Genomic DNA, 23,046 nt, shown 5'->3' with positions numbered 1-23,046 from the left:
GGGGCGGTGCACTGGTCCCATGCTGACAAGGATCGACCACATCGGGATCGCCTGCTTCGACCTCGACAAGACCGTCGAGTTCTACCGTGCCACGTACGGATTCGAGGTGTTCCACACCGAGATCAACGAAGAACAGGGCGTGCGCGAGGCCATGCTCAAGATCAACGAGACGTCCGACGGCGGCGCCTCGTACCTCCAGCTCCTGGAACCCACCCGCGAGGACTCCACGGTCGCCAAGTGGCTGGCCAAGAACGGCGAGGGCGTCCACCACATCGCCTTCGGCACCGAGGACGTCCTCGGCGACTCGGAGGCCATCCGCGGCAAGGGCGTCCGCGTGCTCTACGACCAGCCCCGGACGGGCTCGATGGGCTCGCAGATCACCTTCCTGCACCCCAAGGACTGCGGCGGCGTTCTCACCGAACTCGTCACCTCCCACCCTGAGCACTGATGTCCCGATTCCCCGGCCGGTACAGTGGCCATGGCTCGGCCGGGGTTTCGGTGCGGAGACGGGGTCGGGGCCTGTGACCCCTGCCCCGGTATCTGACACCATTCCCCGGGGGCGTCGTTCAGCGGGCGGACGATGCTCATTTGGGAGTGAGCTTGCGACCAGGGGACGGATGGGACCGCGCTGTGCGGGGCTACGAAAGCCAGGAGAGCCATCAGGCGGAGGCCGACCATCTCTCGCTCTTCGAAGCCGAGATGGAGCGGCTGAAGAAGGAACGCGGGAAGGCCGTCCAGCACGCCGAGGACCTGGGATACCAGGTCGAGGTGCTGCGCGCCAAGCTCCACGAGGTACGCCGGTCTCTGGCGTCCCGCCCCGCCTACGACGGCGCGGACATGGGCTACCAGGCGGAGCAGCTGCTCCGCAATGCCCAGATCCAGGCCGACCAGATGCGCTCCGACGCCGAGCGCGAGCTGCGTGACGCCCGGGCACAGACCCAGCGCATCCTCCAGGAGCACGCCGAGCACCAGGCGCGCCTGCAGGCCGAACTGCACGCCGAGGCCGTCAACCGCCGCCAGCGCCTGGACCAGGAGCTGGGCGAGCGCCGCCAGACCGTCGAGGCCCACGTCAACGAGAACGTGGCCTGGGCCGAGCAGCTGCGCGCCCGTACGGAGTCCCAGGCGCGCCGGCTCATGGAGGAGTCCCGCGCCGAGGCCGAGCAGTCCCTGAACGCGGCCCGCGCCGAGGCCGCGCGCATCGCCGAGGAGACCCGCCGGCGGCTCGCGGAGGCCTCCGAGGCGGGCCGCGCCGAGGCCGAGGCCACGCTGCTGCGCGCCCGCAAGGAGGCCGAGCGGCTGCTCGGCGCCGCGTCCGCGCAGGCCCAGGAGGCCACCGAGCACGCGGAGCGGCTGCGCTCCACCACGTCCGCCGAGGCCGAGCAGACCCGGCAGCAGACCATGGACCTCGGCCGGGTGGCCGAGTCCCGCGTGCAGGAGGCCGACACCGCGCTGCGCGCGGCCCGCGCCGAAGCGGAGAAGGTCCTCGCCGAGGCGAAGGAGAGCGCGACCCGCCAGCTCGCGTCGGCGGAGTCGGTCAACGAGCAGCGCACCCGCACCGCCAAGGAGCAGGTCGCCCGCCTGGTCGGCGAGGCCACCAAGGAGTCCGAGGTCCTCAAGGCGGAGGCCGAGCAGGCGCTCGCCGACGCCCGCGCCGAGGCGGAGCGGCTGCGCACCGAGGCCGGCGAGCAGGCCCGTACGGCCGCGGCCGAGGACACGGCGGCGCAGCTGGCGAAGGCCGCCCGCACCGCCGAGGACGTACTGACCAAGGCCTCGGAGGACGCCCGCGCCACCACCCGGGCCGCGTCCGAGGAGGCCGAGCGCATCCGCCGCGAGGCCGAGGCCGAGGCCGACCGGCTGCGTCTCCAGGCGGCGACCACGGCGGACGAGCTCAAGGGCGCCGCCAAGGACGACACCGAGGAGTACCGGGCCCGCACCGTCGAGCTCCAGGAGGAGGCCCGGCGGCTGCGCGGCGAGGCGGAGCAGCTGCGTGCCGAGGCCGTCGCCGAGGGCGAGCGGATCCGCGGCGAGGCCCGCCGCGAGGCCGTGCAGCAGATCGAGGAGGCGGCCCGGACCGCCGAGGAGCTGCTGGGCAAGTCCCGGGCCGACGCGGACGAGGTGCGCGGCAGCGCCACCGCCGAGAGCGAGCGCGTCCGCGGCGAGGCCGTCGAGCGCGCCACCACGCTGCGCAAGCAGGCCGAGGAGACGCTGGAGCGGACCCGCGCCGAGGCCGAGCGGCTGCGCGCGGAGGCCGAGGAGCAGGCGGAGGCCGTCCGCGCCGAGGCGGACGCCGCGGCCCGCGCACGGCGCGAGGAGACCGAGCAGGCCCTCGCCGCGAAGCGGTCGGAGGCCGACGAGGAGCTCGTACGGCTGCACACGGACGCCGAGGGCCGGCTGACCACGGCCGAGCAGACGCTGCGCGACGCCCGTACGGCGGCGGAAGCCGTCCGCCGGGAGGCCACCGAGGAGGCCGACCGGCTGCGCGCGGAGGCGGCGGAGCGCATCCGCGCCCTCCAGACGCAGTCCGAGGCCGAGGCCGACCAGCTGCGCGACGACGCGGCGGACGACGCCGGGCGGGTGCGCGCGGAGGCCGAGCAGATCGCCGTACGGCTGCGCGGCGAGGCCGAGGCCGAGGCGGAGCGCGTGCGCTCCGAGGCGCAGGAGACCGCGGACCGGCTGCGCGCCGAGGCGAAGGCCGCAGCCGAGCGGGTCGCCGCGGAGGCCGCCGAGGCGCTGGCCGCCGCGCAGGAGGAGGCGGCGCGGCGCCGCCGGGAGTCCGAGGAGACCCTGGCGTCGGCGCGGACCGACGCCGAGAGCGAGCGGGCCCAGGCCCGCGAGGAGAGCGAAGAGCTGCTGGCGCAGGCCCGCAAGCGCTCCGAGGAGGCGCAGGCCGAGGCGGTCTGGCTGACCGAGGAGGCGGAGCGGCGCGCGTCGGAGGTCGTGGCGGCGGCGGAGGCCACCGCACAGCAGGTACGGGATGCCGTGGCCGGGCTGCACGAGCAGGCCGAGGAAGAGGTCGCCGGACTGCGCAGCGCCGCCGAGCACGCGGCGCAGCGGACGAGGACCGAGGCCGAGGAGGAGGCGTCGCGCGTCCGCGCCGACGCCCACGAGGAGCGCGAGCGGGCCACCGGGGACGCCCTGCGCATCCGCACCGAGGCACGGGCCGAGACGGACGCGGCGAAGGCGCTGGCGGAGCGCACGGTCGGCGACGCGATCGCCGAGGCCGAGCAACTGCGCACCGACACCGCCGAGTACGCGCAGCGGGTGCGTACGGAGGCCACGGACGCCCTGGCGGCCTCCGAGCGGGACGCGGCCCGGACCCGGGCGGACGCCCGCGACGACGCCAACCGGATCCGCGGCGAGGCGGCGGAGGCCCTGGAGACCTCGCGTACCGAGGGCGCCCTGATCACCGCCGAGGCAGCGGCCGCGGCGGCGCTCGTCACCGAGGAGACCCGCGCGGCGAACGCCGCGACGGTCGGCGAGGCGACCGCGGAGGCCGAGCGGGTCACCGCCGCGGCCACGGCCGCGGCGGAGGCGCTGCGCACCGAGGCCGCCACGACCGTGGACGAGGCCCGCGCCGAGGCGAACCGGCTGCGCGGCGAGGCGGCCGAGCAGGCGGACCGGCTCATCGGCGAGGCGGCGTCGGAGGCGGAGAAGCTCACGGCGCAGGCGGCCGAGACCCTGGCCGGCGCCGAGCGCGACGCGACCCGGATCCTGGTGGAGTCCCGTACCGAGGGCGACCGGCTCGTGGAGGAGACCCGCGCGGCCAACGAACTCACCGTCGGCGAGGCCGCGGCGGAGGCCGAGCGGCTGCGGGCCGAGGCGGCCCGCGTCCTGGACGACGCCCGGGCGGACGGCGGCCGGATCATCGGCGAGGCCACCGCGGAGGCGGACCGCGTCACGGTCGCGGCCAGCGAGACCCTGGCGAGCGCCGAGCGGGAGTCCGAGCAGACCCGGGACGAGGCGCGCGCCGAGGCGAACCGGCTGCGCGGCGACGCCGCGGAGCAGGCGGACCGGCTCGTCGCGGAGGCCACGGCGGAGGCGGAGAAGCTCACCGAGCGGACCCGCAAGGACAACGAGCGCACGGTCGGCGAGGCCGCGAACGAGGCCGAGCGGCTGCGCACGGAGGCGGCGCAGGCGCTGTCGTCGGCGCAGGAGCACGCGACGCGCACCCGCTCGGAGGCCGAGCGGGTCAAGGCGGAGGCGGCGAACGAGGCCGAGCGCATCCGGTCGCAGGCCCGTACGGACTCCGAGCGCGTGCTGGACGAGGCCCGCGAGGAGGCCAACAAGCGCCGCAGCGAGGCCGCGGAGCAGGTCGACCGGCTGGTCACCGAGGCCCTCGCGGAGGCCGAGAAGCTCACGGCCGACGCGCAGAAGCAGGCGCTCGCCGCCACCACGGGGGCCGAGGAGCAGGCCGACGCGATGGTCGACGCCGCCCGCAAGGAGGCGGCGCGCATCACCTCGGAGTCGACCGTCGAGGGCAACTCCCTGGTGGAGAAGGCCCGTACGGACGCGGACGAACTGCTGGTCGGGGCGCGTACGGACGCGTCGGCCATAAGGGAGCGGGCGGAGGAGCTGCGCGGCCGGGTCGAGGCGGAGGTCGAGGAGCTGCACGAGCGGGCCCGCCGGGAGTCGGCCGAGCAGATGAAGTCGGCCGGCGAGCGCGTGGACAAGCTGGTGCGGGCGGCGACCGAGCAGAGCGTCGAGGCCGAGGCGAAGGCCAAGGAGCTGGTGTCGGACGCGAGCAGCGAGGCGAGCAAGGTCCGCATCGCCGCGGTGCGCAAGGCCGAGGCGCTCCTGAAGGAGGCCGAGCAGAAGAAGGCCGAGGTGTCCCGCGAGGCCGACAAGACGCTCGCGCAGGCGAAGGCGGAGGCCGAACGGCTCGTCGACGAGGGCCGCCGCGAGCTGGAGGTCCTGGTGCGCCGGCGCGAGGACATTCAGGCGGAGATCTCCCGTGTCCAGGACGTTCTTGAGGCGTTGGAATCATTCGAGGCGCCTTCGGGCGGCGGGAAGCCCGCGATCGGCAGCCAGGGTGCGGGGGGCGTGAAGGCCGGAGCGGCAGCGGGGTCGACTCGTTCGGGTGGCAAGACGTCAGAGAGCTAGCCAAGGCGCTGTGATGTGTGCTCCTGATGGAGGTTCAGGCGAACGAGGGACAAGCATTCTGTCGCCTTGCCACTCAAAAGGGGTGTCATTGTCCGGATCAAACGCGGATTGACTCGATGACACGCCGTCCGGGCGCCTAGGATTCCCCTTAACACCTCACGTAGCACCTCATCGGTCTCATTCGACAGGAACCCCATGAGCGACACTTCCTCCCCCTTCGGCTTCGAGCTCGTGCGGCGTGGTTACGACCGCGGTCAGGTGGACGACCGCATTACCAAGCTGGTCTCCGACCGCGACAGCGCCCTTGGACGTATCAACTCTCTGGAAAAGCGGATCGAGGAACTACACCTCGAGACGCAGAACGCCCAGGCCCAGGTGAACGACGCCGAGCCGTCGTACGCCGGCCTCGGCGCCCGGGTCGAGAAGATCCTGCGGCTGGCCGAGGAGGAGGCGAAGGACCTGCGCGAGGAGGCCCGTCGCGCGGCCGAGCAGCACCGCGAGCTGGCCGAGTCGGCCGCTCAGCAGGTGCGCAACGACGCCGAGTCGTTCGCCGCCGACCGCAAGTCGACGGCCGAGGACGAGGGTGTCCGGATCGTCGAGAAGGCGAAGGGCGATGCCTCCGCCCTGCGCACCGAGGCGCAGAAGGACGCGGCCTCCAAGCGCGAGGAGGCCGACGCCCTCTTCGAGGAGACCCGCGCCAAGGCCGCCCAGGCCGCCGCGGACTTCGAGACCAACCTGGCCAAGCGCCGCGAGCAGTCGGAGCGCGACCTGGCCGGCCGTCAGGCCAAGGCCGAGAAGCGCCTCGCGGAGATCGAGCACCGCGCGGAGCAGCTGCGCCTGGAGGCCGAGAAGCTCCGTACGGACGCCGAGCGCCGCGCCCGCCAGACGGTGGAGACCGCGCAGCGCCAGGCCGAGGACATCGTCGCCGACGCCAACGCCAAGGCCGACCGCATCCGCAGCGAGTCCGAGCGCGAGCTGGCGGCGCTCACCAACCGCCGCGACTCGATCAACGCGCAGCTGACCAACGTCCGCGAGATGCTGGCGACGCTGACCGGTGCGGCCGTCGCGGCTGCCAACCCGATCGTCGACGACGAGCCGGTCTCGCGCGGGGTTCCGGCGCAGCAGAGCCGCTAGAACGCCGCCGTCCACGCGCCGACAGCACGCACGATGCGGCATTGTGACGCTTGAGGGCCGTATGTCCCCTGTGAGAGGTGGCGTACGGCCCTTCGGCGTTCTAGCGTGGCGGCATGATCGAGCTTGAGGGCCTTACGAAACGATTCGGCGCGAAAACCGCCGTGGACCACCTCAGCTTCCAGGTCAGACCGGGGGTGGTGACCGGCTTCCTCGGCCCCAACGGGGCGGGGAAGTCCACGACCATGCGCATGATGCTCGACCTCGACAACCCGACCAGCGGAACGGTCCGGATCGACGGCAAGCACTACCGGGAACTGCCGGAACCGCTGAAGTACATCGGAGCGCTGCTGGACGCCAAGTCCATGAACGGCGGCCGTACCGCGTACAACAACCTGCTGTGCCTGGCACAGTCGAACCGGATCCCGGAGCGGCGGGTCGCCGAGGTCCTGGACATGGTCGGCCTGACGGCCGTGGCCAAGAAGAAGTCGAAAGGATTTTCGCTGGGCATGGGGCAGCGGCTGGGAATCGCCTCCGCCCTGCTCGGTGATCCGGAAATCCTGATGTTCGACGAACCCGTCAATGGTCTGGACCCCGAGGGAATTCTCTGGATCCGCAATCTGATGAAGGGTCTGGCCTCGGAGGGAAGGACGATCTTCGTCTCTTCCCACCTGATGAGCGAAATGGCGCTGACCGCGGACCATTTGGTGGTCATCGGTCAGGGCAGGCTGCTGGCGGACCTGTCCATGGCCGATTTCATCCGGCAGAACTCCCGCAGTTACGTCCGGCTGCGCTCGCCGCAGCAGGAGCGGCTCAAGGACGTCCTGCACGAGGCCGGCATCAGCGCCGTCAGCGTCCCGGCGACCGGCGCGCTGGAGATCGACGGCGTGGAGTCGGAGCGGCTCGGCGAGCTGGCCGCCCAGCACCAGATCGTGCTGCACGAACTCAGCCCGCAACGGGCTTCACTGGAGGAAGCGTTCATGCGCATGACGGCGGACTCCGTCGAGTACCACGCCCACGCCCCGGGAGCCGGCCTCCCCGGCGGACCCGCGGCACCCGGCGCGGCTTCCGACAACCCGGCCCGGCCCGCCGGCGTCCCCGCCTGGGGCGCCGGGTTCGACGCGACGCGCAAGGGCGGCGAGTGACCGTGTCCTCCTTCCCCGCCGTCCTCAAGTCCGAGTGGACCAAGATCCGCACCGTCGCCTCCACGGTCTGGACCCTGGTCGCCGCACTGGTGGTCACCGTCGGCCTCAGCGCCGCGCTGTGCTCGTTCATCAACGCGTCCTTCAAGGACATGCCCCCGGAGCAGCAGCTCACCTTCGACCCGACGGTCGCGAGCTTCGCCGGAATGACCCTCGGCCAGCTGGCGATGATCGTCTTCGGCGTGCTGGTGGTCGGCAGCGAGTACAGCTCGGGCATGATCCGCACCTCGCTGGCCGCCGTGCCGCGCCGCGCGAGCTTCTTCTTCGGCAAGCTCGCCGTCGCCACCACCCTGGCGCTGATCGTGGGTCTCGCGACCAGCTTCCTGTCGTTCTTCCTCGGGCAGGCCATCCTGGGCGAGCGGTCCATCGGCCTCGGCGAGGACAACGTGCTGCGCGCGGTCATCGGCGCCGGCCTCTACATGGCGATGATCGCGCTGTTCTCCATGGGCACGGCCGCGCTGCTGCGCAGCTCGGTCCTGGCGATCTGCATCCTGATCCCGTTCTTCCTCCTGATCTCCAACATCCTCGGCGGGGTCGAGGCCACCCGGAAGGTGGCCCAGTTCTTCCCGGACCAGGCGGGCGCCAAGATCATGCAGGTGGTCCCGGGCGCCATGGACAGCGGCACGACCCCGTACGGCCCCTGGGGCGGCTTCGGGATCATGGCCCTGTGGACCGCAGCCGTCGTCCTCGGGGGCTACCTGGTCCTCAAGAAGAGGGACGCCTGAGCACCGGGTCCTCCTGACGTACTACGGGTGATCCCCGAGCCGCTCTCAGGGGCGGCTCAGGGATCACGCCCGGGACGGAACCACACGGGACTCGTTATCCTCTTAATCCTTACGCGGGCGAAATCCGTCCCGGCCTGGTAAGGGGCAGCACGATGATCGAGGCAGTCGGACTCACCAAGCGCTTCGGCGCGAAGACCGCCGTCGACCAGTTGTCGTTCCAGGTCAAGCCGGGGTACGTCACCGGATTCCTCGGGCCCAACGGCTCGGGGAAGTCCACCACCATGCGCATGATCGTCGGCCTGGACCGGCCCACGTCCGGTCACGTCACGATCAACGGCCTCCCCTTCCGGGACCTGCCGAACGCCCAGCGCCACGTCGGAGCCCTGCTCGACGCCAAGGCGGTGCACGGCGGCCGCCGGGCGCGCACCCACCTGCTCGCCGTCGCCCAGCTCTCCGGGATCCCGGAGAAGCGGGTGGACGAGGTGCTGGCCGTGGTCGGCCTCCAGGACACGGCCCGGCAGCGCACGAAGGGCTTCTCGCTCGGCATGGGCCAGCGGCTCGGCATCGCCACCGCCCTGCTCGGCGACCCCCAGGTGCTGCTCTTCGACGAACCCGTCAACGGACTCGACCCCGAGGGCATCCTCTGGGTCCGCAACCTGATGCGGCAGCTGGCCGCCGAGGGCCGCACCGTCTTCGTCTCCTCGCACCTGATGAGCGAGATGGCCCTGACCGCCGACCACCTGATCGTGATCGGCCGGGGCCGGCTGCTGGCCGAAATGGGCACCCAGGAGTTCATCACCCACAACTCGGCCGGATTCGCTCGGGTCCGCGCGGCCGACACCCGCCCGGATGGCCGGGACACGTTGGCCGCCGCCCTCACCGCGGCGGGCGCCCGGGTCCTCAAGGAGCCCGACGGAGCACTGCGCGTGACCGGGCTGGAGCTGCCGCACATCGCCGACCTCGCGCACGGGGCCGGCGTACGGCTGTGGGAGCTGTCGCCGCACCGGGCCTCGCTGGAGGAGGCGTACATGCGGATGACCCGGTCCTCCGTCGAGTACGCCTCCACCGAGGACCCGCGCGCCGAGCTGTGGGAGCCCGACCCCCCGAGCGTCCCGGCGTGGGAGGACGAGGAGGAGGCCCCGCAGGCCCCCGCAGCGGCCTTCTACGCTCCCCCGCCGCCCGCGGCGGGCGGGCAGCCCTTCCTGATGCCCGGCAGCGCCGGCGAGCTCGCCGCGGCGGCGAAGAACAACCCCGAGGAATCCCGATGACCGGCCCCACCCCCAGCTCCCCCGGGCCCGTCGGCGCGACGCGCACCGCGGCCCCGCCGGCGGGCTACAGCTCCCCGCTGCCCACGCCCCGCCCGCACCTGGGGCACGCCCTGGCCTCGGAGTGGACCAAGATGGTGTCCGTCCGCTCCACCCTGTGGACGCTGGGCTCCCTCGTGCTGGTGGTCGTCGGCATCGGGATGATCTTCGTGGTGCAGAGCGCCGACCAGGACTACACCGGGATCACCTTCGCCACCCCCGCCCTCTTCGGGCTGCTCGTCGGGCAGATCGCGGTCATGGTGCTCGGCGTCCTGACGATCACCTCCGAGCATGCCACCGGTCTGGTCCGCACGACCTTCACCGCCGCCCCGGAGCGCCACCGCGTGCTCACCGCGAAGTACCTCGTCTTCAGCGCCACGGCCTTCACCGTCATCGCCTGCGCCGTGTTCGTCGTCGGGCTGGTCGGGCAGATCGTGCGCGGCGGGAGCGCCGCGGGCACCCACCCCGCGAGCGAGTGGTCCGGCGCCCTGCTGGGGAGCGTCTACGTCACCCTGCTCGGCGTGCTCGCGCTCTCCGTCGGCGCGCTGATCCGGCACTCGGCCGGAGCGATCGCCGTGATGCTCGGGGTCATCACCCTGCCGCCGGTGATAGGGGGCATGCTCAACATCTGGGAGGGTGCGGCGCCCGTCGGGCGGGTGATCCTCGAACACAACGCCCCGGTGGCCCTGATGACGCTGTTCGGCATGCAGGAGGGCGACGTCTCGCTGGACATGCCGGGGCCGGCCGTCCACATGCTGGTCATCGTGATCGTCACCGGCGCCGCCGTGACCGCCTCGTACCTGACGGTCGGCCGCCGGGACGTGTGACACCGGGCGCCGGGACTCCGGTGCTCGGGCCTCGCGGCCCGGCTCCGCAGCTCGGCTCCGCGGCCCGGAGTCAGTGTCGGGGAGCGTTGCGGGACCGCTGCACCCGCGAGGTGCGGCGGTCCTTCGCGTTCCAGCACGCCTTGTGCCAGTGCCGCCGGTCGTCCACGCCGCCGTACTCCGGCCAGGCCACCAGGTGCGGGGTTCCGGAGGGGATCTCCTGGTCGCAGCCGGGGCAGCGGTAGCGCTTGCCCGCGGCGCTCGCGCCGGCGACGTGCCGGATCTTCCACTCCTCGCCCTGGTATTCCTCCGTCCGCTCCAGGCCGTACCGGTCGAGGCCGGTGCTGGGTCGTTCGTCCGGAGTCTCGCCGCCCCTGGGGCGGTTGTGGCGCGGTGACACGTATACCTCACGGAAGGGCGGACGGCAGTGACTTTCTCCCAGACTACGCGCCGCGGGCCCGGGTACCCGCAGGGTGTCTACCGAGGGCGGATCGCGTACCGGCGACTGGCCTGACAATCCCAATAACTTTCCTGTCAGCCCGTGCCTTTGGCACGTGTCAGACGTTGTTGCCATAGGAAGAACCGGTCCACCTGGGGGAGGCCGCGTCAGCCGCGAGGAGGCTAAAGGCGATGCGCGTAGGAGCATTTGTACTGGCGGCCCAGTTCCCGGGCCAGGGAGCGGGCGAGGCACTGCACCGGGCGGTGCGGACCGCGGAGGTCGCCGAGGAGGCCGGGCTGGACTCGGTCTGGCTCGCCGAGCACCACTTCGTCCCGTACGGGGTCTGCCCCTCGGCGGTGACCCTGGCGGCGCTGCTGCTGGGCCGGACCCGGAGGCTGCGGGTGGGCACGGCGGTGAGCGTGCTGCCGAGCACGCACCCGGTGGCCCTCGGGGAGCAGACGGCGCTGCTGCACCTGACCTCGGGCGGCCGGTTCACCCTGGGGGTGGGGCGCGGCGGGCCGTGGGTCGACCTGGAGGTGTTCGGCGGCGGGCTGGACGCGTACGAGAACGGCTTCCCGGAGGCCCTGGACCTGCTGCGGGACTGGCTGACCCGGGCGCGGGTGGGCGCCGCCGGCGAGCGGTACGGCTTCCGCGAGGTGGCCGTCGTACCGAGGCCCTCGGAGGCCCTGGACGGGGACGGGCCGGGTCCGGAGGTGATCGTGGCCTGCACCTCGCCGGCGTCGGTGCGGGCGGCCGCGGAGCGCGGGCTGCCGATGCTGCTGGGCATGCACTGCGGGGACGAGGACAAGGCGGCGATGGTCGGCCTGTGGCGGCGTACGGCCCGGGCCGCGGGGCACGCGCCGGAGTACGTGGCGGCGGCGGGGCACGTCTCCGCGGGGGTGTGCCAGCTCGCGGACCGCACGGCGGACGCCCGCGAGACCCTGCTGAAGGCGATGCCCGGCTGGTTCAGGCAGGGTCTCGACGCGCACGTCACGGTGGACGGCCGCACGCGCGCGATGCGGGACCCGGTCGCCTATACGGAACTGCTGTGCGACCTGCACCCGGTGGGGACCCCGGCACTGGCGGCGGACCGGCTGGCGGCCACCGCGGAACGGACCGGCATCACCCGGTTCGCCCTCCTGACGGAGGGCTCCGGCGATCTCGCCGCGACGGAGGAGAACGTACGGCGCCTCGGCGCCGAAGTCCTGCCCCGCCTCGGCTGAGACCGACCGACGGGTGCCCGCAGGCAGGTGCTAGCAGTCCCGCATTTCCGGGGACTGGTTGAGCAGCTGACCGCGGATCGAAGTGAACTTGGCCAGCCGGTCGTCCACCGAGGAATCCAGCGGGAAGACCGCTACCCGGTGGCAGTTCTGGAACGCCAGGCGCACTCCGAAGTGCCGCTGCAGGGCACCGCGTATCGCGTCACTCGCAAGGGCGCGCAGCAGCTGGCCGCGGGCCTGCTCGTCGGGCGGCGGCGTCTGGTTGTCGGCGAACTGGCCGCCGTCCACCTTCAGCTGGGCCACGAGCGAGCTGATCATCTCCCATGCGTAGGGCAGGGAGGTCCGGACGCAGTCGACGAAGGCGGCTTCGTCGACCTCGCCTCGCTCGGCCTGTTCGAGTAGGGCCGGTGAGACGTCGAGCGACATGGGTTCTCCTCTCGCGACCCCGGCCGATTGGGTTGCCGGAGCCTTACGGGCAGGGAAGGAGATCGCGACGCAGCGTGCACGCTCCGCAACCTCCTGCTCACCACGGTAGGCGCCCCGTGGATGCCGCACCAGGAGAATGCGCATACAACGCGCCATCGGCGAACGGGGCTTTCAGGGGCGAATCGCGTGGAGGCCGTCCCGTCGAGTAGCGTTGCCGACCATGCGTCTCGTCATCGCCCGCTGCTCCGTCGACTACGCGGGCCGGCTCACCGCCCATCTGCCCTCGGCACCCCGTCTGATCCTCGTGAAGGCCGACGGCAGTGTCTCGATCCACGCGGACGACCGGGCGTACAAACCGCTCAACTGGATGTCGCCGCCCTGCACCCTCAAAGAGGGGACCGGGGACGAGGCCGGCGTGTGGACGGTCGTCAACAAGGCGGGCGAGAAGCTCATCATCACGATGGAAGAAGTCCTCCACGACTCCTCCCACGAGCTCGGCATCGACCCGGGGCTCATCAAGGACGGCGTCGAGGCCCACCTCCAGGAACTTCTCGCCGACCGCATCGACACGCTGGGCGAGGGCTACACCCTGATCCGGCGCGAATACATGACGGCCATCGGCCCCGTGGACATCCTGTGCCGGGACTCCTCCGGGGCGACGGTGGCGGTGGAGATCAAGCGGCGCGGCGAGATCGACGGCGTGGAGCAGCTGACCCGCTACCTGGAGCTGCTGAACCGCGACCCGCACCTGGCTCCGGTCCGCGGCGTGTTCGCGGCGCAGGAGATCAAGCCGCAGGCCAAGGTGCTGGCCACGGACCGCGGGATGGACTGCGTGGTGCTGGACTACAACGCCATGCGCGGCATCGAGGACGACAAGCTCCGCCTGTTCTGAGCCGGTTGCCCGCCCTCCCGGCGGGCCGGGACACCGTCCCGGGCCCCGCCGGGAGGGCGGTCGTGCACCGGGCGGGCGTGCACCGGGCGAGCGTCAGACCCCGCCGGGCGTCAGGGCCTGCGTCGGCGGCGGAACGGTCTCCGTCGGCGGGACGGTCTCCGTGGGCGGCGGCGTCGTGACCGTCGGCTCCGGTGAGGTCGTGGGCGGAGTCGTGGACGGGGTCGGCGCGGTCTTCGTCGGCGTCGGGGACGGCCGCTGGGACGGGGTCCGCACCGGCGTCCGGCCCGGGACCGGTGCGAGCGTCTGCCCGGGTACGACGGTCTCCCCGGGTCCGGTGGACTCCACGGGAGCGGCCGGTTCGGCGGGCGCGGTCGGCGCGGGATCGTTGCCGCTCGTCCCCGGCAGGACCGTCGGGGGCGGCGTAGGGGACGTGGAGACGGCCGGCCCGTCGTCGGCCGGCGACGGCGCGTCCGACGAACTCAGGGCCAGCGCCACCACCGTGCCCAGCGCCACCACAGCGAGCGCCCCCGACCCGGCGAGCAGCAGCACGCGCCGCCGGCCGCGACCGCCCCGCGGTGCGGGCGCGGGCGCCGGTGCGGCGGGGGCGGGCTGCTTCGGGGTGAGCGGGAAGGCCTCCTCGAACACCTCCGACAGCGTCGTGGGCGGCTCCGAGCGGCCGGTGACCGGTACCACCGGGGTCAGCCGCGTCACCGCCTCCGAGGCGTCGCGGGGGGCGCCGGCGAGCGGTCCGGCCGGCGTGCCGGGGTCCTTCGCGGGCGCCGCGGCCTGCGCGGCCGCCGTCGGGTCCTCCGGCGCGGCCGGCGTGCCGGCGGCTCCCGCAGGTCCGCCGGTGGCCGGGACGGCACTCGCGGCGGCTGCTGCGCCGGCGGCGGCCGGGCGCGCGGCCGCGCCCGCCGCTCCCGTACCCGAGGCCGTGCGCGCTGCCGCGGCGGCCACCGCGGCGGCGGCTGCGGAAGCGCCGGACACGCCGCCCGAGGCGGCGGCGCCCTTGCCCTTCTCGGTGCCCGCGCCGGTGCCTGTGCCTATGCCCGTGCCTATGCCCGTGCCCGCGGTGGTGCCCGCCGCGGGGGCGGCCGTGCCACCAGCCGTGCCGGTACCGCCCGGGAGGGCCGCCGGGAGGGCCGGGAGGGCCGCCGGCGCCTCCAGCCGCAGCGGCGGCGAGGCCGCCACCCCCGCCGACTCCCCGTCCACGACCAGCGCGAGCGCCCGCCGCCCCGCGACCGTGCCCCGCTTGTCGGCGAGCGCGCCCCGCAGCCCGATCGAGGTCTCCAGCTCGGCCCGCGCCCGGTCGAGGCGCCCCTCGCACAGCGCGAGCACGCCCAGTTCGTGGTGGAAGTACGCCTGCTCGGCGACCTCCCCCGCCTTCCGCGCGGCCTCGGCGCCCGAACGCAGCACCCGCTCCCAGGCCTCCCAGTGCAGTGAGGCCGCGAACGCCGGAGCGGCCGTGCGCGCCAGCAGCACCGCCGCCACCACGTCCGCGCCGGCCAGCGCGGCGAGCACCGCCTCCGCCTCGGCGCCGACGCGCTCCGGGGTCACCGAGGCGTGCCCGGTCCACCAGGCGTAGTGCCGGGCGGCCGTACGGGCCTCCTCCGCGGCGGTGTCCCCGTACCCGACCTCCTCCAGCTGCCGGGCGACCCCCGCGGCCAGCCGGTAGCGCGCCCCGACGGGCGTCAGCAGCCCGCAGGCCAGCAGTTCCGCGACGGCCGTGTCCGCATGGGTGTCCCCCACCAGCGCCGGCAGGTGCGCGTGGTGCGGCAGCTCCCCGCCCAGCGCGCAGGCGATCCGCAGGGCGGCGCGCGCCGACTCGCTGACCCGCGAGGCCAGCAGCTCGGCGGGGGCCGCGCCCTCGGCGAGCGTGGGCAGGGGCACCTCGACGGTGTCGCGCGGGCGCCCCTCGAAGACGCCGGGCTCCTCCTCGTCGTCGTCCTCGTCGGTGCGGTTGAGCTCGTCGCGCTGCCGCAGCAGGGCGGCGGCCTGGACGAAGCGCAGCGCCAGGCCCTCGGAGGCGAACCGCAGGTCGCCCGCCCAGGCGCTCTCCTCGTCCGTCAGCGGCCGGCCCGCGCGCGCCTCCAGCAGGTCCAGGCACTCGGCCTTGCCGAGGCCGGAGAGGAAGACCTCCTCCAGGTGCGAGTCGTCGGAGGGGGCACGGGTGTCGGGGGTCGCGGCGAGCAGGTAGGCGCACTCGGGGGTGGCGCGCAGCAGTTCGTCGAGGGCGACGCCGCCCATCTCCAGGTCGTCGAGGAGGACGACAGCGCCTATGTCCCGCACCCGGGAGAGGAGCTCGATGCGGTCGGGCCGGTCCTCCGGGGCCTCGTACACGGCCGCGTACAGCGCGTGCAGGAGTTCCGCGGGCTGCTGGTGGCCGTACCCGCTGAGCCGGACGACGCCGTCCGGCGCGAGGTCCGCGCACTCGGCGGCGACCGCGTCGAGCAGGGTGGTGCGGCCCGAACCGGCGGGGCCGGTCAGCCGTACGGACCGTCCCCGGCCCAGCAGCCGTACGAGGCGCTCCCGCTCCTCCGCGCGGGCCGGCAGCAGCCGTCCGGGGACGGGCTGGCCGGGCAGGGCGGGGGGACGGGCTCCCGCGTCGCGGGCGCGGCGGGCGGCCGAGCCCCGCTTGGCGGGCCGGCGGCCGGTGTCGGTACCGGGGCGGTGCGGTTCTATCTCGCTGCCGTCGACGGGGTTGACGGTGAGGGAGAAGTCCCCGGCGGTGAGGGTGACGATGCGTGCGGGCGCGGCCGGCGCGTCCGCGGACCGGTCCGCCGGCCGGGCCGTCTGCCCCTGTGTACGGTCCATGACCAAGTCCCCCGATCGCGGGCCGCGCGCCTCGCCGTCGTACCGCCCGGCCGTCGCACACTCCGCTGTCGCCACTGGTCCGGTTTCCGCCCGAACCCTAGACCGTGGCCGGTCGCGCCGGAACCGCCGGGGTGCCATCACCACCGGACCGTTACGTTTCCGCAGGAAACGGCGGCCGGGTGGATCACACCCTGGGCAGGGACTCCGCTTCCAGTCCGCCCTCGATCGCGAGGATGCGGTGGAGCCGGGTGGCGACGAGGAGCCGCTGCATCTGCGGCGGCACCCCGCGCAGGACGAGGCGCCGGCCGGTCCGGCCGGCCCGCCGGTGGGCGCCCATGATCACGCCGAGGCCGGTGGCGTCCCAGGAGTCGAGTCCGGTGAGGTCGAGCACGAGGTCGCCGTGGCCGTCGTCGAGGGCGGAGTGGAGGACCGTCCGGGCGTCCGCCGCGCTCCGCACGTCGAGGCGGCCCCCGACAGCGAGTTCGGCGTGGTCGCCCCTGATGTGCATGTGTACTCCCGGCAGTACTGCGTACGTATGGTCCGACTGGTCCGTTGGTCGGCAACTCTCACTGCAACTGACTGCCTCGCGGGCAGGTAAGTTGCCGACCGTGAGCGAACCGATACCTAATTCACTCCGTGGGGTGAAGGCATTCGAACGGTGGTGCTCAGTGGCCCGGCCGCGTCAGTGCTTGTAGAAGCCCTGACCGCTCTTGCGGCCGATGTCCCCGGCGTCCACCATCCGGCGCATCAGCTCCGGCGGCGCGAACTTCTCGTCCTGCGACTCGGTGTAGATGTTGCTCGTGGCGTGGAGCAGGATGTCGACGCCCGTGAGGTCGGCGGTGGCCAGCGGCCCCATCGCGTGCCCGAAGCCCAGCTTGCAGGCGATGTCGATGTCCTCGGCGGAGGCGACGCCCGATTCGTACAGCTTCGCGGCCTCGACGACCAGCGCGGAGATCAGACGGGTCGTCACGAAGCCGGCGACGTCGCGGTTGACGACGATGCAGGTCTTGCCGACGGACTCGGCGAACGCCCGGGTGGTGGCGAGGGTTTCGTCGCTCGTCTTGTAGCCGCGCACGAGCTCGCACAGCTGCATCATCGGGACGGGCGAGAAGAAGTGGGCGCCGACGACGCGCTCCGGACGCTCCGTCACGGCCGCGATCTTGGTGATCGGGATGGCGGAGGTGTTGGAGGCGAGGATCGCGTCCTCGCGGACGATCTTGTCGAGGGCACGGAAGATCTCGTGCTTGATCTCGATCTTCTCGAAGGCGGCCTCGACGACGATGTCCACGTCGGCGACCGCGTCCAGGTCGGTGGTGGTGGTGATGCGCGCGAGCGCGGCCTCCGCGTCCTCGGCCGACAGCTTGCCCTTGGAGACGAACTTGTCGTACGAGGCCTTGATCCCGTCCGTGCCGCGGGTCAGCGCGGCATCGGTGACGTCGCGCAGCACGACGTCCCAACCCGCCTGAGCGGAGACCTGAGCGATCCCGGAACCCATCAGTCCGGCACCGATGACGGCGAGCTTCCCAGCCACTGCACACCCCTCGTTCTCAAAACGGCTCAGTCTCGTAGCCCTCTCCGGCGGAGACTAGCGTTTGGGCGGTGCGGTGTGACCGCGAAGTAACACGCGTCACGTCTCAGCTGACGGACATCACACCGGTACGGCCCAGCGTCCCTGTGCAGCCGCCCAGTTCGCTCCGGCCCCTGCTCCGGGTGCCGGCGGTCGGCCGTCGGCGGGGCACCGCGTGCGGATTCCGGCGGGGCGTCACTACGCTGGCGGCATGGTGAACCTCACGCGCATCTACACCCGTACCGGCGACCAGGGCACGACCGCCCTCGGCGACATGAGCCGTACGGCCAAGACCGACCTGCGCATCTCCGCGTACGCCGACGCCAACGAGGCCAACGCGGCCCTGGGGACGGCGATCGCGCTGGGCGCGCTGCCCGAGGAGGTCGTGAAGGTCCTGGTCCGGGTGCAGAACGACCTCTTCGACGTCGGCGCGGACCTGTGCACGCCGGTGGTGGAGAACCCGGAGTACCCGCCGCTGCGCGTGGAGCAGTTCTACATCGACAAGCTGGAGGCGGACTGCGACCTCTTCCTGGAGCAGGTGGAGAAGCTGCGCAGCTTCATCCTGCCCGGCGGCGCCCCCGGCGCCGCCCTGCTGCACCAGGCGTGCACGGTCGTCCGGCGGGCCGAGCGCTCGACGTGGTCGGCGCTGGAGGCGCACGGCGAGACGATGAACCCGCTGACCGCCACCTACCTCAACCGGCTCTCCGACCTCCTGTTCATCCTGGCCCGGGTGGCCAACAAGGAGGTCGGGGACGTGCTGTGGGTGCCGGGCGGCGAGCGCTGACCCGACCGGGCCGCCGGCGGGGGCCTACCCGTCGGCCTTCGCCGGGGCCGGCCGCTCCGCGGTGCCGGCCGGGGCCTTTTTCGGCCAGATCGTGTACGCGACGGCGATGAGGGCGTGGATGCCGGCCACCCGCAGGGCGGCGTACTGCGTCGACTCCAGCGAGCTGACGTCGCCCGCGTCGCCGACGTACCAGATCGCGGCCTGGAGCAGGCCGAGCGCGACGGCGGCGGCGACGACGGTGCGGGCCCACAGCTTCCACTCGTGGACGGCCCGCGCCGCGCCGTACCCGGCGCCGGGCGGCTTCGGGCCGCCGGCGAACCGGTACGCGGCGTGGCCGTCGAGCCACTTCACGGTGTAGTGGCCGTAGGCCACGGTGTAGCCGATGTAGAGCGCGGCGAGACCGTGCTTCCAGTCCGGCTCCGCCCCGTTCCTGAGGTCGACGGCGGTGACGGCCAGCAGGACGAGTTCCAGCACCGGTTCGCACAGCAGGACGGCCGCCCCGAGCCGCGGCCGCTTCGCGAGGTAGCGCAGGGCCAGGCCGGCCGCCAGCAGGACCCAGAAGGCGACTTCACAGGCGATGATCAGGGCGACGACCACGGGGGTCTCCGTTCCGCTCGGTTCTCCGGTGTTCCCTTCCAGGCTCCCGCCGGATCGGCCGCGGTGCGTCGTCTGCGGTGACGAAAGGCCACTGCACCTTTCGGTGTAGCCGGCCTCCGCCCCGGCGCCGAGGCCGCGGGCCCTCCCACCGTGTTGGATGGACGGGTGACCCCGAGAAGCTTCCGCCCCCACCGCCACGACGTGCTCCTCGCCCTGGTCAGCGTGGTCACGGGCCTCGTGCTCTGGTCGCTCGGCGTGCACCAGGCCGACGGCCGCGACTTCCTCCCCGACTGGGCCGCCCTGATCCCCCTGGTGGTCCTGGGGTCGATGGAGCTGCTGCGGCGTTCCGCGCCCAGGGTGGGCCTGATCGTCGGCACCGTCGGCCTCGTGGCGGACCAGTTCACGGTGGGCAGCCTCGCCACCGTCCTGATCTTCACCGACCTGATGTACGCGGCCGTGGTCTACGGCACGCCCGCCATGGCCCGGCGGCTCCCCGTCTCCACCGGCCTGATCACCGTGGCCGTCACGATCGTCTCGGTGGCCTGGCTGCGCACCCCGCAGGCGCTGCTGATCGGCGTGGTCACCGGCCTCGTCAGCTTCGGCCCGGCCCTGACCGGGGCCACCCTGCGCAACCACCGGGAGGCCGCCGTGGCGGCCCGGCTGCGCGCCGAGCAGACGGCCCTGCTGGCCGAGATGGACCGCACCCAGGCCGTCACGGCCGAACGCGCCCGGATGGCACGGGAGCTGCACGACATGGTCGCCAACCACCTCTCCGCCATCGCCATCCACTCCACCGCCGCCCTGTCCATCGACCGGCACGACACCAGCCGCGAGGCCCTGGGCGTGATCCGGGAGAACAGCGTCCAGGGTCTGGCCGAAATGCGCCGTCTGATCGGACTGCTGCGGGACGCCGGGGCGGGCCGGGAGCCGCTCGCCACTCCGTCGCTGGACGGCCTGGACGCCCTGCTCGACCAGGCCCGCACCAACGGGTCGGGAAGCGGGCTGGAATTCGTCCTCCGGGACGACCGGCCGCCCGGGGCCGCCGTTCCGGCGCCGGTGGAGCTGGCGGCGTACCGCATCCTGCAGGAGTCGCTGACCAACGCGCTCAAGCACGCGGCGCCGGGCACGGTCTCGGTGCGCGTGGCCCGCGAGGACGGGCGGCTGAGCGTGGCGGTGGACTCCCCGTACGGGGACCGGCCCGGCCCCCGCGCCCCCGGCTCGGGGGCCGGGCTGATCGGCATGCGGGAGCGGGCGGAGCTGCTGGGCGGACGGTTCACGGCGGGCCGGTCGGGCCCGGTGTGGCGGGTGCGGGCGGTCCTGCCCGCGGAGGAGAGGGCGGTGGAGGCATGACCATCCGGGTGGTGGTGGCGGAGGACCAGAGCGCGGTACGGGCCGGGCTGGTGCTGATCCTGCGCAGCGCGGGCGACATCGAGGTGGCGGGCGAGGCCGCCGACGGGGAGGAGGCGGTGCGCCTCGCCCGGGAACTGCGTCCGGATCTCGTCCTCATGGACGTGCAGATGCCCCGCCTCGACGGGGTGTCCGCGACGCGCCAGGTGGTCGCGGAGGGCCTGGCGGACGTCCTCGTCCTGACCACCTTCGACCTGGACGAGTACGTCTTCGGGGCCCTGCGGGCGGGCGCGGCCGGCTTCCTCCTGAAGAACGCGGACGCCGCGGAGCTGATCGCGGCGGTGCGCACCGTGGCGCGCGGGGAGGGGCTGATCGCCCCGGCGGTGACCCGGCGGCTGATCGCCGAGTTCGCGTCGCCTCGGGTGCGCCGGCCGCAGACCCCGCCGGAGACGGCCGCGGCGGTGGCCTCGCTGACGCGCCGGGAGCGGGAGGTGCTCGGCTGCCTGGGCGAGGGGCTGTCCAACGCGGAGATCGCGGTGCGGCTGGAGATGGCCGAGGCCACGGTGAAGACGCACGTCAGCAGGCTGCTGGGGAAGCTGGACCTGCGCAGCAGGGTCCAAGCCGCAGTGCTCGCCGGGGAGTTGGGCATTTAGGAGCACCGGTCTGGACCTCTTGACGGTTGGTCCAGACCTTTCTACGCTCGCCGGAACACTGTGGTGAGCGTGCATGACAAAGCGTGCTCACGGGCGGCGCAGGTCCCACCCCCATGTCGGAGCCGGCCCCACGGCTCCGACGGACCTACGGAGGAACACCCTTGAGCACAGCATCCCCACCCCGCAGCCGGCGCACCCGGTTCTTCACGCGGGTCGCGGCGGTCGTGGCCGCGCTCGCCGTACCGATCAGCGGGCTCGTCGCGCTGGCCGGCCCGGCGCAGGCCGCCGCCGCCGCGACCGCGACGTACACCAAGGCCTCCGACTGGGGCTCCGGCTTCGAGGGCAAGTGGACGGTGAAGAACACCGGCACCACCACCCTCACCAGCTGGACCGTGGAGTGGGACTACCCGGCCGGCACCTCGGTCACCTCGGCCTGGGACGCGACCGTCACCAGCTCGGGCACCCACTGGACGGGCAAGAACCTCGGCTGGAACGGCACCCTCTCCCCCGGCGCCAGCATCAGCTTCGGCTTCAACGGCGCCGGCACCGGCGCCCCCACCGGCTGCAAGATCAACGGCGGCCCCTGTGACGGCACCACCCAGCCCGGCGACAACGCGCCCTCGGCTCCCGGCACCCCCACCGCCGCGAACGTCACCGAGACCTCGCTGACCCTGAACTGGGCGGCCGCCACCGACGACAAGGGCGTCAAGAACTACGACGTCTACCGCGGCGGCACCAAGGTCGCCACCGTCACCGGCACCAGCTACGCGGACACCGGCCTGACCAAGGGCACGTCGTACGCCTACACGGTGATCGCCCGCGACACCATCGACCAGACCGGTCCCTCCTCCGGCGCGCTGTCCGTCACCACGCCCGGCGGCGGCGGCACCGACCCCGGCGCCGGCACCAAGGTCAAGCTCGGCTACTTCACCAACTGGGGCGTCTACGGGCGCAACTACCACGTGAAGAACCTGGTCACCTCGGGCTCCGCCGCCAAGATCACGCACATCAACTACGCCTTCGGCAACGTCCAGGGCGGCAAGTGCACGATCGGTGACGCCTACGCCGACTACGACAAGGCCTACACCGCCGACCAGAGCGTCGACGGCAAGGCCGACACCTGGGACCAGCCGCTGCGCGGCAACTTCAACCAGCTGCGCAAGCTGAAGGCCCAGTACCCCCACATCAAGATCCTGTGGTCCTTCGGCGGCTGGACCTGGTCCGGCGGCTTCGGCCAGGCAGCGGCCAACCCGACCGCCTTCGCCCAGTCCTGCTACGACCTGGTGGAGGACCCGCGCTGGGCCGACGTCTTCGACGGCATCGACCTCGACTGGGAGTACCCGAACTCCTGCGGCCTGACCTGCGACACCAGCGGCGCCGCCTCCCTGAAGAACCTGATGCAGGCCACCCGCGCCAAGTTCGGCACGAACAACCTGGTCACCGCCGCGATCTCCGCCGACGGTTCCAACGGCGGCAAGCTGGACGTGGCCGACTACGGCGGCGCGGCCCAGTACGTCGACTTCTACAACGTCATGACGTACGACTTCTTCGGCGCCTGGGCGGCGCAGGGCCCGACGGCCCCGCACTCCCCGCTCACCGCCTACCCGGGCATCCCGCAGGACGGCTTCAACTCCGAGGCCGCGATCACCAAGCTCAAGGGCAAGGGCATCCCGGGCTCCAAGCTCAACCTCGGCATCGGCTTCTACGGCCGCGGCTGGACCGGAGTCACCCAGGCCACCCCCGGCGGCACCGCCACCGGCCCGGCCCCGGGCACGTACGAGCCGGGCATCGAGGACTACAAGGTCCTCAAGGCCACCTGCCCCTCCACCGGCACCATCGCCGGCACGGCCTACGCCAAGTGCGGCAGCAACTGGTGGAGCTACGACACCCCCGCCACGGTCGCCTCGAAGATGAGCTGGACCAAGCAGCAGGGCCTCAGGGGAGCCTTCTTCTGGGAGTTCAGCGGCGACACCACCAACGGTGAGCTCGCCAACGCGATCCACACCGGGCTCCAGTAACCG

Annotated in this window: 19 protein-coding genes; 13 read left to right on the top strand and 6 right to left on the bottom strand. The window is 73.2% G+C overall.

The features are described 5' to 3' along the window. Window positions 1-19: 19 nt before the first annotated feature. The 7 genes from mce to ACZ6S8_RS01480 all read left to right on the top strand — a co-directional run bounded on the left by mce (window position 20) and on the right by ACZ6S8_RS01480 (window position 10,289). Window positions 20-448 carry a methylmalonyl-CoA epimerase gene (mce, locus tag ACZ6S8_RS01510; RefSeq protein ID WP_469451391.1) on the top strand — a complete coding sequence of 143 codons (429 nt, stop codon included), beginning with the start codon at window positions 20-22 and terminating at the stop codon, window positions 446-448. A gap of 182 nt (window positions 449-630) precedes the next feature. Next, window positions 631-5,100, top strand: a complete 4,470-nt coding sequence (gene scy / locus ACZ6S8_RS01505; protein ID WP_469451389.1) for a polarized growth protein Scy — start codon at window positions 631-633, stop codon at window positions 5,098-5,100. A 195-nt stretch (window positions 5,101-5,295) separates the two neighbouring features. Further along, window positions 5,296-6,234, top strand: a complete 939-nt coding sequence (locus tag ACZ6S8_RS01500) for a cellulose-binding protein (protein WP_469451387.1) — start codon at window positions 5,296-5,298, stop codon at window positions 6,232-6,234. Between the two features lie 113 nt (window positions 6,235-6,347). Then, a complete protein-coding gene (locus ACZ6S8_RS01495; protein ID WP_469451385.1) occupies window positions 6,348-7,376 on the top strand; it encodes an ABC transporter ATP-binding protein in 1,029 nt (342 codons plus the stop codon). 2 nt (window positions 7,377-7,378) lie between these two features. Next, window positions 7,379-8,158 (top strand): ABC transporter permease, encoded by a 780-nt coding sequence (locus ACZ6S8_RS01490; RefSeq protein ID WP_469451878.1) that lies wholly within the window; start codon window positions 7,379-7,381, stop codon window positions 8,156-8,158. Between the two features lie 152 nt (window positions 8,159-8,310). Next, complete coding sequence (locus tag ACZ6S8_RS01485) at window positions 8,311-9,426, top strand: ABC transporter ATP-binding protein (RefSeq protein WP_469451383.1); 1,116 nt, start codon at window positions 8,311-8,313, stop codon at window positions 9,424-9,426. Next, entirely contained in the window at window positions 9,423-10,289 is an 867-nt protein-coding gene (locus ACZ6S8_RS01480) for an ABC transporter permease (protein ID WP_469451381.1), read from the top strand. The genes ACZ6S8_RS01485 and ACZ6S8_RS01480 overlap by 4 nt, the downstream gene beginning before the upstream one ends. A 70-nt stretch (window positions 10,290-10,359) precedes the next feature. Here ACZ6S8_RS01480 and ACZ6S8_RS01475 read toward each other — a convergent pair whose 3' ends face one another. Continuing rightward, on the bottom strand, window positions 10,360-10,686 hold the full coding sequence (locus tag ACZ6S8_RS01475; RefSeq protein ID WP_366101075.1) for an ATP/GTP-binding protein: 327 nt from the start codon (window positions 10,684-10,686) through the stop codon (window positions 10,360-10,362). 230 nt (window positions 10,687-10,916) lie between these two features. On the opposite strand from ACZ6S8_RS01475, the gene ACZ6S8_RS01470 reads away from it, so the two are divergent. Next, window positions 10,917-11,948 carry an LLM class flavin-dependent oxidoreductase gene (locus ACZ6S8_RS01470; protein ID WP_469451379.1) on the top strand — a complete coding sequence of 344 codons (1,032 nt, stop codon included), beginning with the start codon at window positions 10,917-10,919 and terminating at the stop codon, window positions 11,946-11,948. A gap of 30 nt (window positions 11,949-11,978) precedes the next feature. Here the strand turns inward: ACZ6S8_RS01470 and ACZ6S8_RS01465 are convergent, their stop codons facing one another. After that, window positions 11,979-12,371 carry an SCO5389 family protein gene (locus ACZ6S8_RS01465; RefSeq protein ID WP_243336246.1) on the bottom strand — a complete coding sequence of 131 codons (393 nt, stop codon included), beginning with the start codon at window positions 12,369-12,371 and terminating at the stop codon, window positions 11,979-11,981. 220 nt (window positions 12,372-12,591) lie between these two features. Here ACZ6S8_RS01465 and nucS point away from each other — a divergent pair, with 220 nt between their 5' ends. Further along, a complete protein-coding gene (gene nucS, locus ACZ6S8_RS01460; protein WP_469451378.1) occupies window positions 12,592-13,263 on the top strand; it encodes an endonuclease NucS in 672 nt (223 codons plus the stop codon). Between the two features lie 93 nt (window positions 13,264-13,356). Here the strand turns inward: nucS and ACZ6S8_RS01455 are convergent, their stop codons facing one another. The 3 genes from ACZ6S8_RS01455 to ACZ6S8_RS01445 all read right to left on the bottom strand — a co-directional run bounded on the left by ACZ6S8_RS01455 (window position 13,357) and on the right by ACZ6S8_RS01445 (window position 17,608). After that, entirely contained in the window at window positions 13,357-16,077 is a 2,721-nt protein-coding gene (locus ACZ6S8_RS01455; protein WP_469451376.1) for an ATP-binding protein, read from the bottom strand. A gap of 184 nt (window positions 16,078-16,261) precedes the next feature. Then, window positions 16,262-16,585 carry an STAS domain-containing protein gene (locus tag ACZ6S8_RS01450; protein ID WP_267717808.1) on the bottom strand — a complete coding sequence of 108 codons (324 nt, stop codon included), beginning with the start codon at window positions 16,583-16,585 and terminating at the stop codon, window positions 16,262-16,264. Window positions 16,586-16,759: 174 nt separating this feature from the next. Then, window positions 16,760-17,608 (bottom strand): 3-hydroxyacyl-CoA dehydrogenase family protein, encoded by an 849-nt coding sequence (locus ACZ6S8_RS01445; RefSeq protein WP_383917328.1) that lies wholly within the window; start codon window positions 17,606-17,608, stop codon window positions 16,760-16,762. 247 nt (window positions 17,609-17,855) lie between these two features. On the opposite strand from ACZ6S8_RS01445, the gene ACZ6S8_RS01440 reads away from it, so the two are divergent. Continuing rightward, window positions 17,856-18,428 carry a cob(I)yrinic acid a,c-diamide adenosyltransferase gene (locus tag ACZ6S8_RS01440; RefSeq protein WP_469451374.1) on the top strand — a complete coding sequence of 191 codons (573 nt, stop codon included), beginning with the start codon at window positions 17,856-17,858 and terminating at the stop codon, window positions 18,426-18,428. A gap of 24 nt (window positions 18,429-18,452) precedes the next feature. Here the strand turns inward: ACZ6S8_RS01440 and ACZ6S8_RS01435 are convergent, their stop codons facing one another. Further along, window positions 18,453-19,025, bottom strand: a complete 573-nt coding sequence (locus tag ACZ6S8_RS01435; protein WP_469451373.1) for a hypothetical protein — start codon at window positions 19,023-19,025, stop codon at window positions 18,453-18,455. 165 nt (window positions 19,026-19,190) lie between these two features. Here ACZ6S8_RS01435 and ACZ6S8_RS01430 point away from each other — a divergent pair, with 165 nt between their 5' ends. The 3 genes from ACZ6S8_RS01430 (at window position 19,191) to ACZ6S8_RS01420 (ending at window position 23,043) form a co-directional block, all read left to right on the top strand. Further along, window positions 19,191-20,375: a sensor histidine kinase gene (locus ACZ6S8_RS01430; RefSeq protein WP_469451371.1), complete on the top strand. Its 1,185-nt coding sequence runs from the start codon at window positions 19,191-19,193 to the stop codon at window positions 20,373-20,375. Continuing rightward, window positions 20,372-21,025 carry a response regulator gene (locus ACZ6S8_RS01425; RefSeq protein ID WP_469451370.1) on the top strand — a complete coding sequence of 218 codons (654 nt, stop codon included), beginning with the start codon at window positions 20,372-20,374 and terminating at the stop codon, window positions 21,023-21,025. Before ACZ6S8_RS01430 ends, ACZ6S8_RS01425 begins: the two co-directional genes overlap by 4 nt. Before the next feature lie 113 nt (window positions 21,026-21,138). Further along, the gene (locus ACZ6S8_RS01420; protein WP_469451368.1) at window positions 21,139-23,043 is read left to right on the top strand and encodes a glycosyl hydrolase family 18 protein; all 1,905 of its coding nucleotides are present in this window, start codon (window positions 21,139-21,141) and stop codon (window positions 23,041-23,043) included. Window positions 23,044-23,046 lie beyond the last annotated feature (3 nt).

Source organism: Streptomyces sp. NPDC048461, assembly GCF_055587105.1.
The sequence above is the reverse complement of the archived record's forward strand: the minus strand, read 5'-3'. Positions and strand labels throughout refer to the sequence as shown.

What these genes read in the sequence shown, in the direction of transcription:
- mce (WP_469451391.1), top strand. Translation starts at nt 20, where the DNA reads ATGCTGACAAGGATCGACCACATCGGGATCGCCTGCTTCGACCTCGAC.
- ACZ6S8_RS01500 (WP_469451387.1), top strand. Translation starts at nt 5,296, where the DNA reads ATGAGCGACACTTCCTCCCCCTTCGGCTTCGAGCTCGTGCGGCGTGGT.
- ACZ6S8_RS01495 (WP_469451385.1), top strand. Translation starts at nt 6,348, where the DNA reads ATGATCGAGCTTGAGGGCCTTACGAAACGATTCGGCGCGAAAACCGCC.
- ACZ6S8_RS01485 (WP_469451383.1), top strand. Translation starts at nt 8,311, where the DNA reads ATGATCGAGGCAGTCGGACTCACCAAGCGCTTCGGCGCGAAGACCGCC.
- ACZ6S8_RS01480 (WP_469451381.1), top strand. Translation starts at nt 9,423, where the DNA reads ATGACCGGCCCCACCCCCAGCTCCCCCGGGCCCGTCGGCGCGACGCGC.
- ACZ6S8_RS01470 (WP_469451379.1), top strand. Translation starts at nt 10,917, where the DNA reads ATGCGCGTAGGAGCATTTGTACTGGCGGCCCAGTTCCCGGGCCAGGGA.
- ACZ6S8_RS01465 (WP_243336246.1), bottom strand. Translation starts at nt 12,371, where the DNA reads ATGTCGCTCGACGTCTCACCGGCCCTACTCGAACAGGCCGAGCGAGGC.
- nucS (WP_469451378.1), top strand. Translation starts at nt 12,592, where the DNA reads ATGCGTCTCGTCATCGCCCGCTGCTCCGTCGACTACGCGGGCCGGCTC.
- ACZ6S8_RS01455 (WP_469451376.1), bottom strand. Translation starts at nt 16,077, where the DNA reads ATGGACCGTACACAGGGGCAGACGGCCCGGCCGGCGGACCGGTCCGCG.
- ACZ6S8_RS01450 (WP_267717808.1), bottom strand. Translation starts at nt 16,585, where the DNA reads ATGCACATCAGGGGCGACCACGCCGAACTCGCTGTCGGGGGCCGCCTC.
- ACZ6S8_RS01440 (WP_469451374.1), top strand. Translation starts at nt 17,856, where the DNA reads ATGGTGAACCTCACGCGCATCTACACCCGTACCGGCGACCAGGGCACG.
- ACZ6S8_RS01425 (WP_469451370.1), top strand. Translation starts at nt 20,372, where the DNA reads ATGACCATCCGGGTGGTGGTGGCGGAGGACCAGAGCGCGGTACGGGCC.
- ACZ6S8_RS01420 (WP_469451368.1), top strand. Translation starts at nt 21,139, where the DNA reads ATGTCGGAGCCGGCCCCACGGCTCCGACGGACCTACGGAGGAACACCC.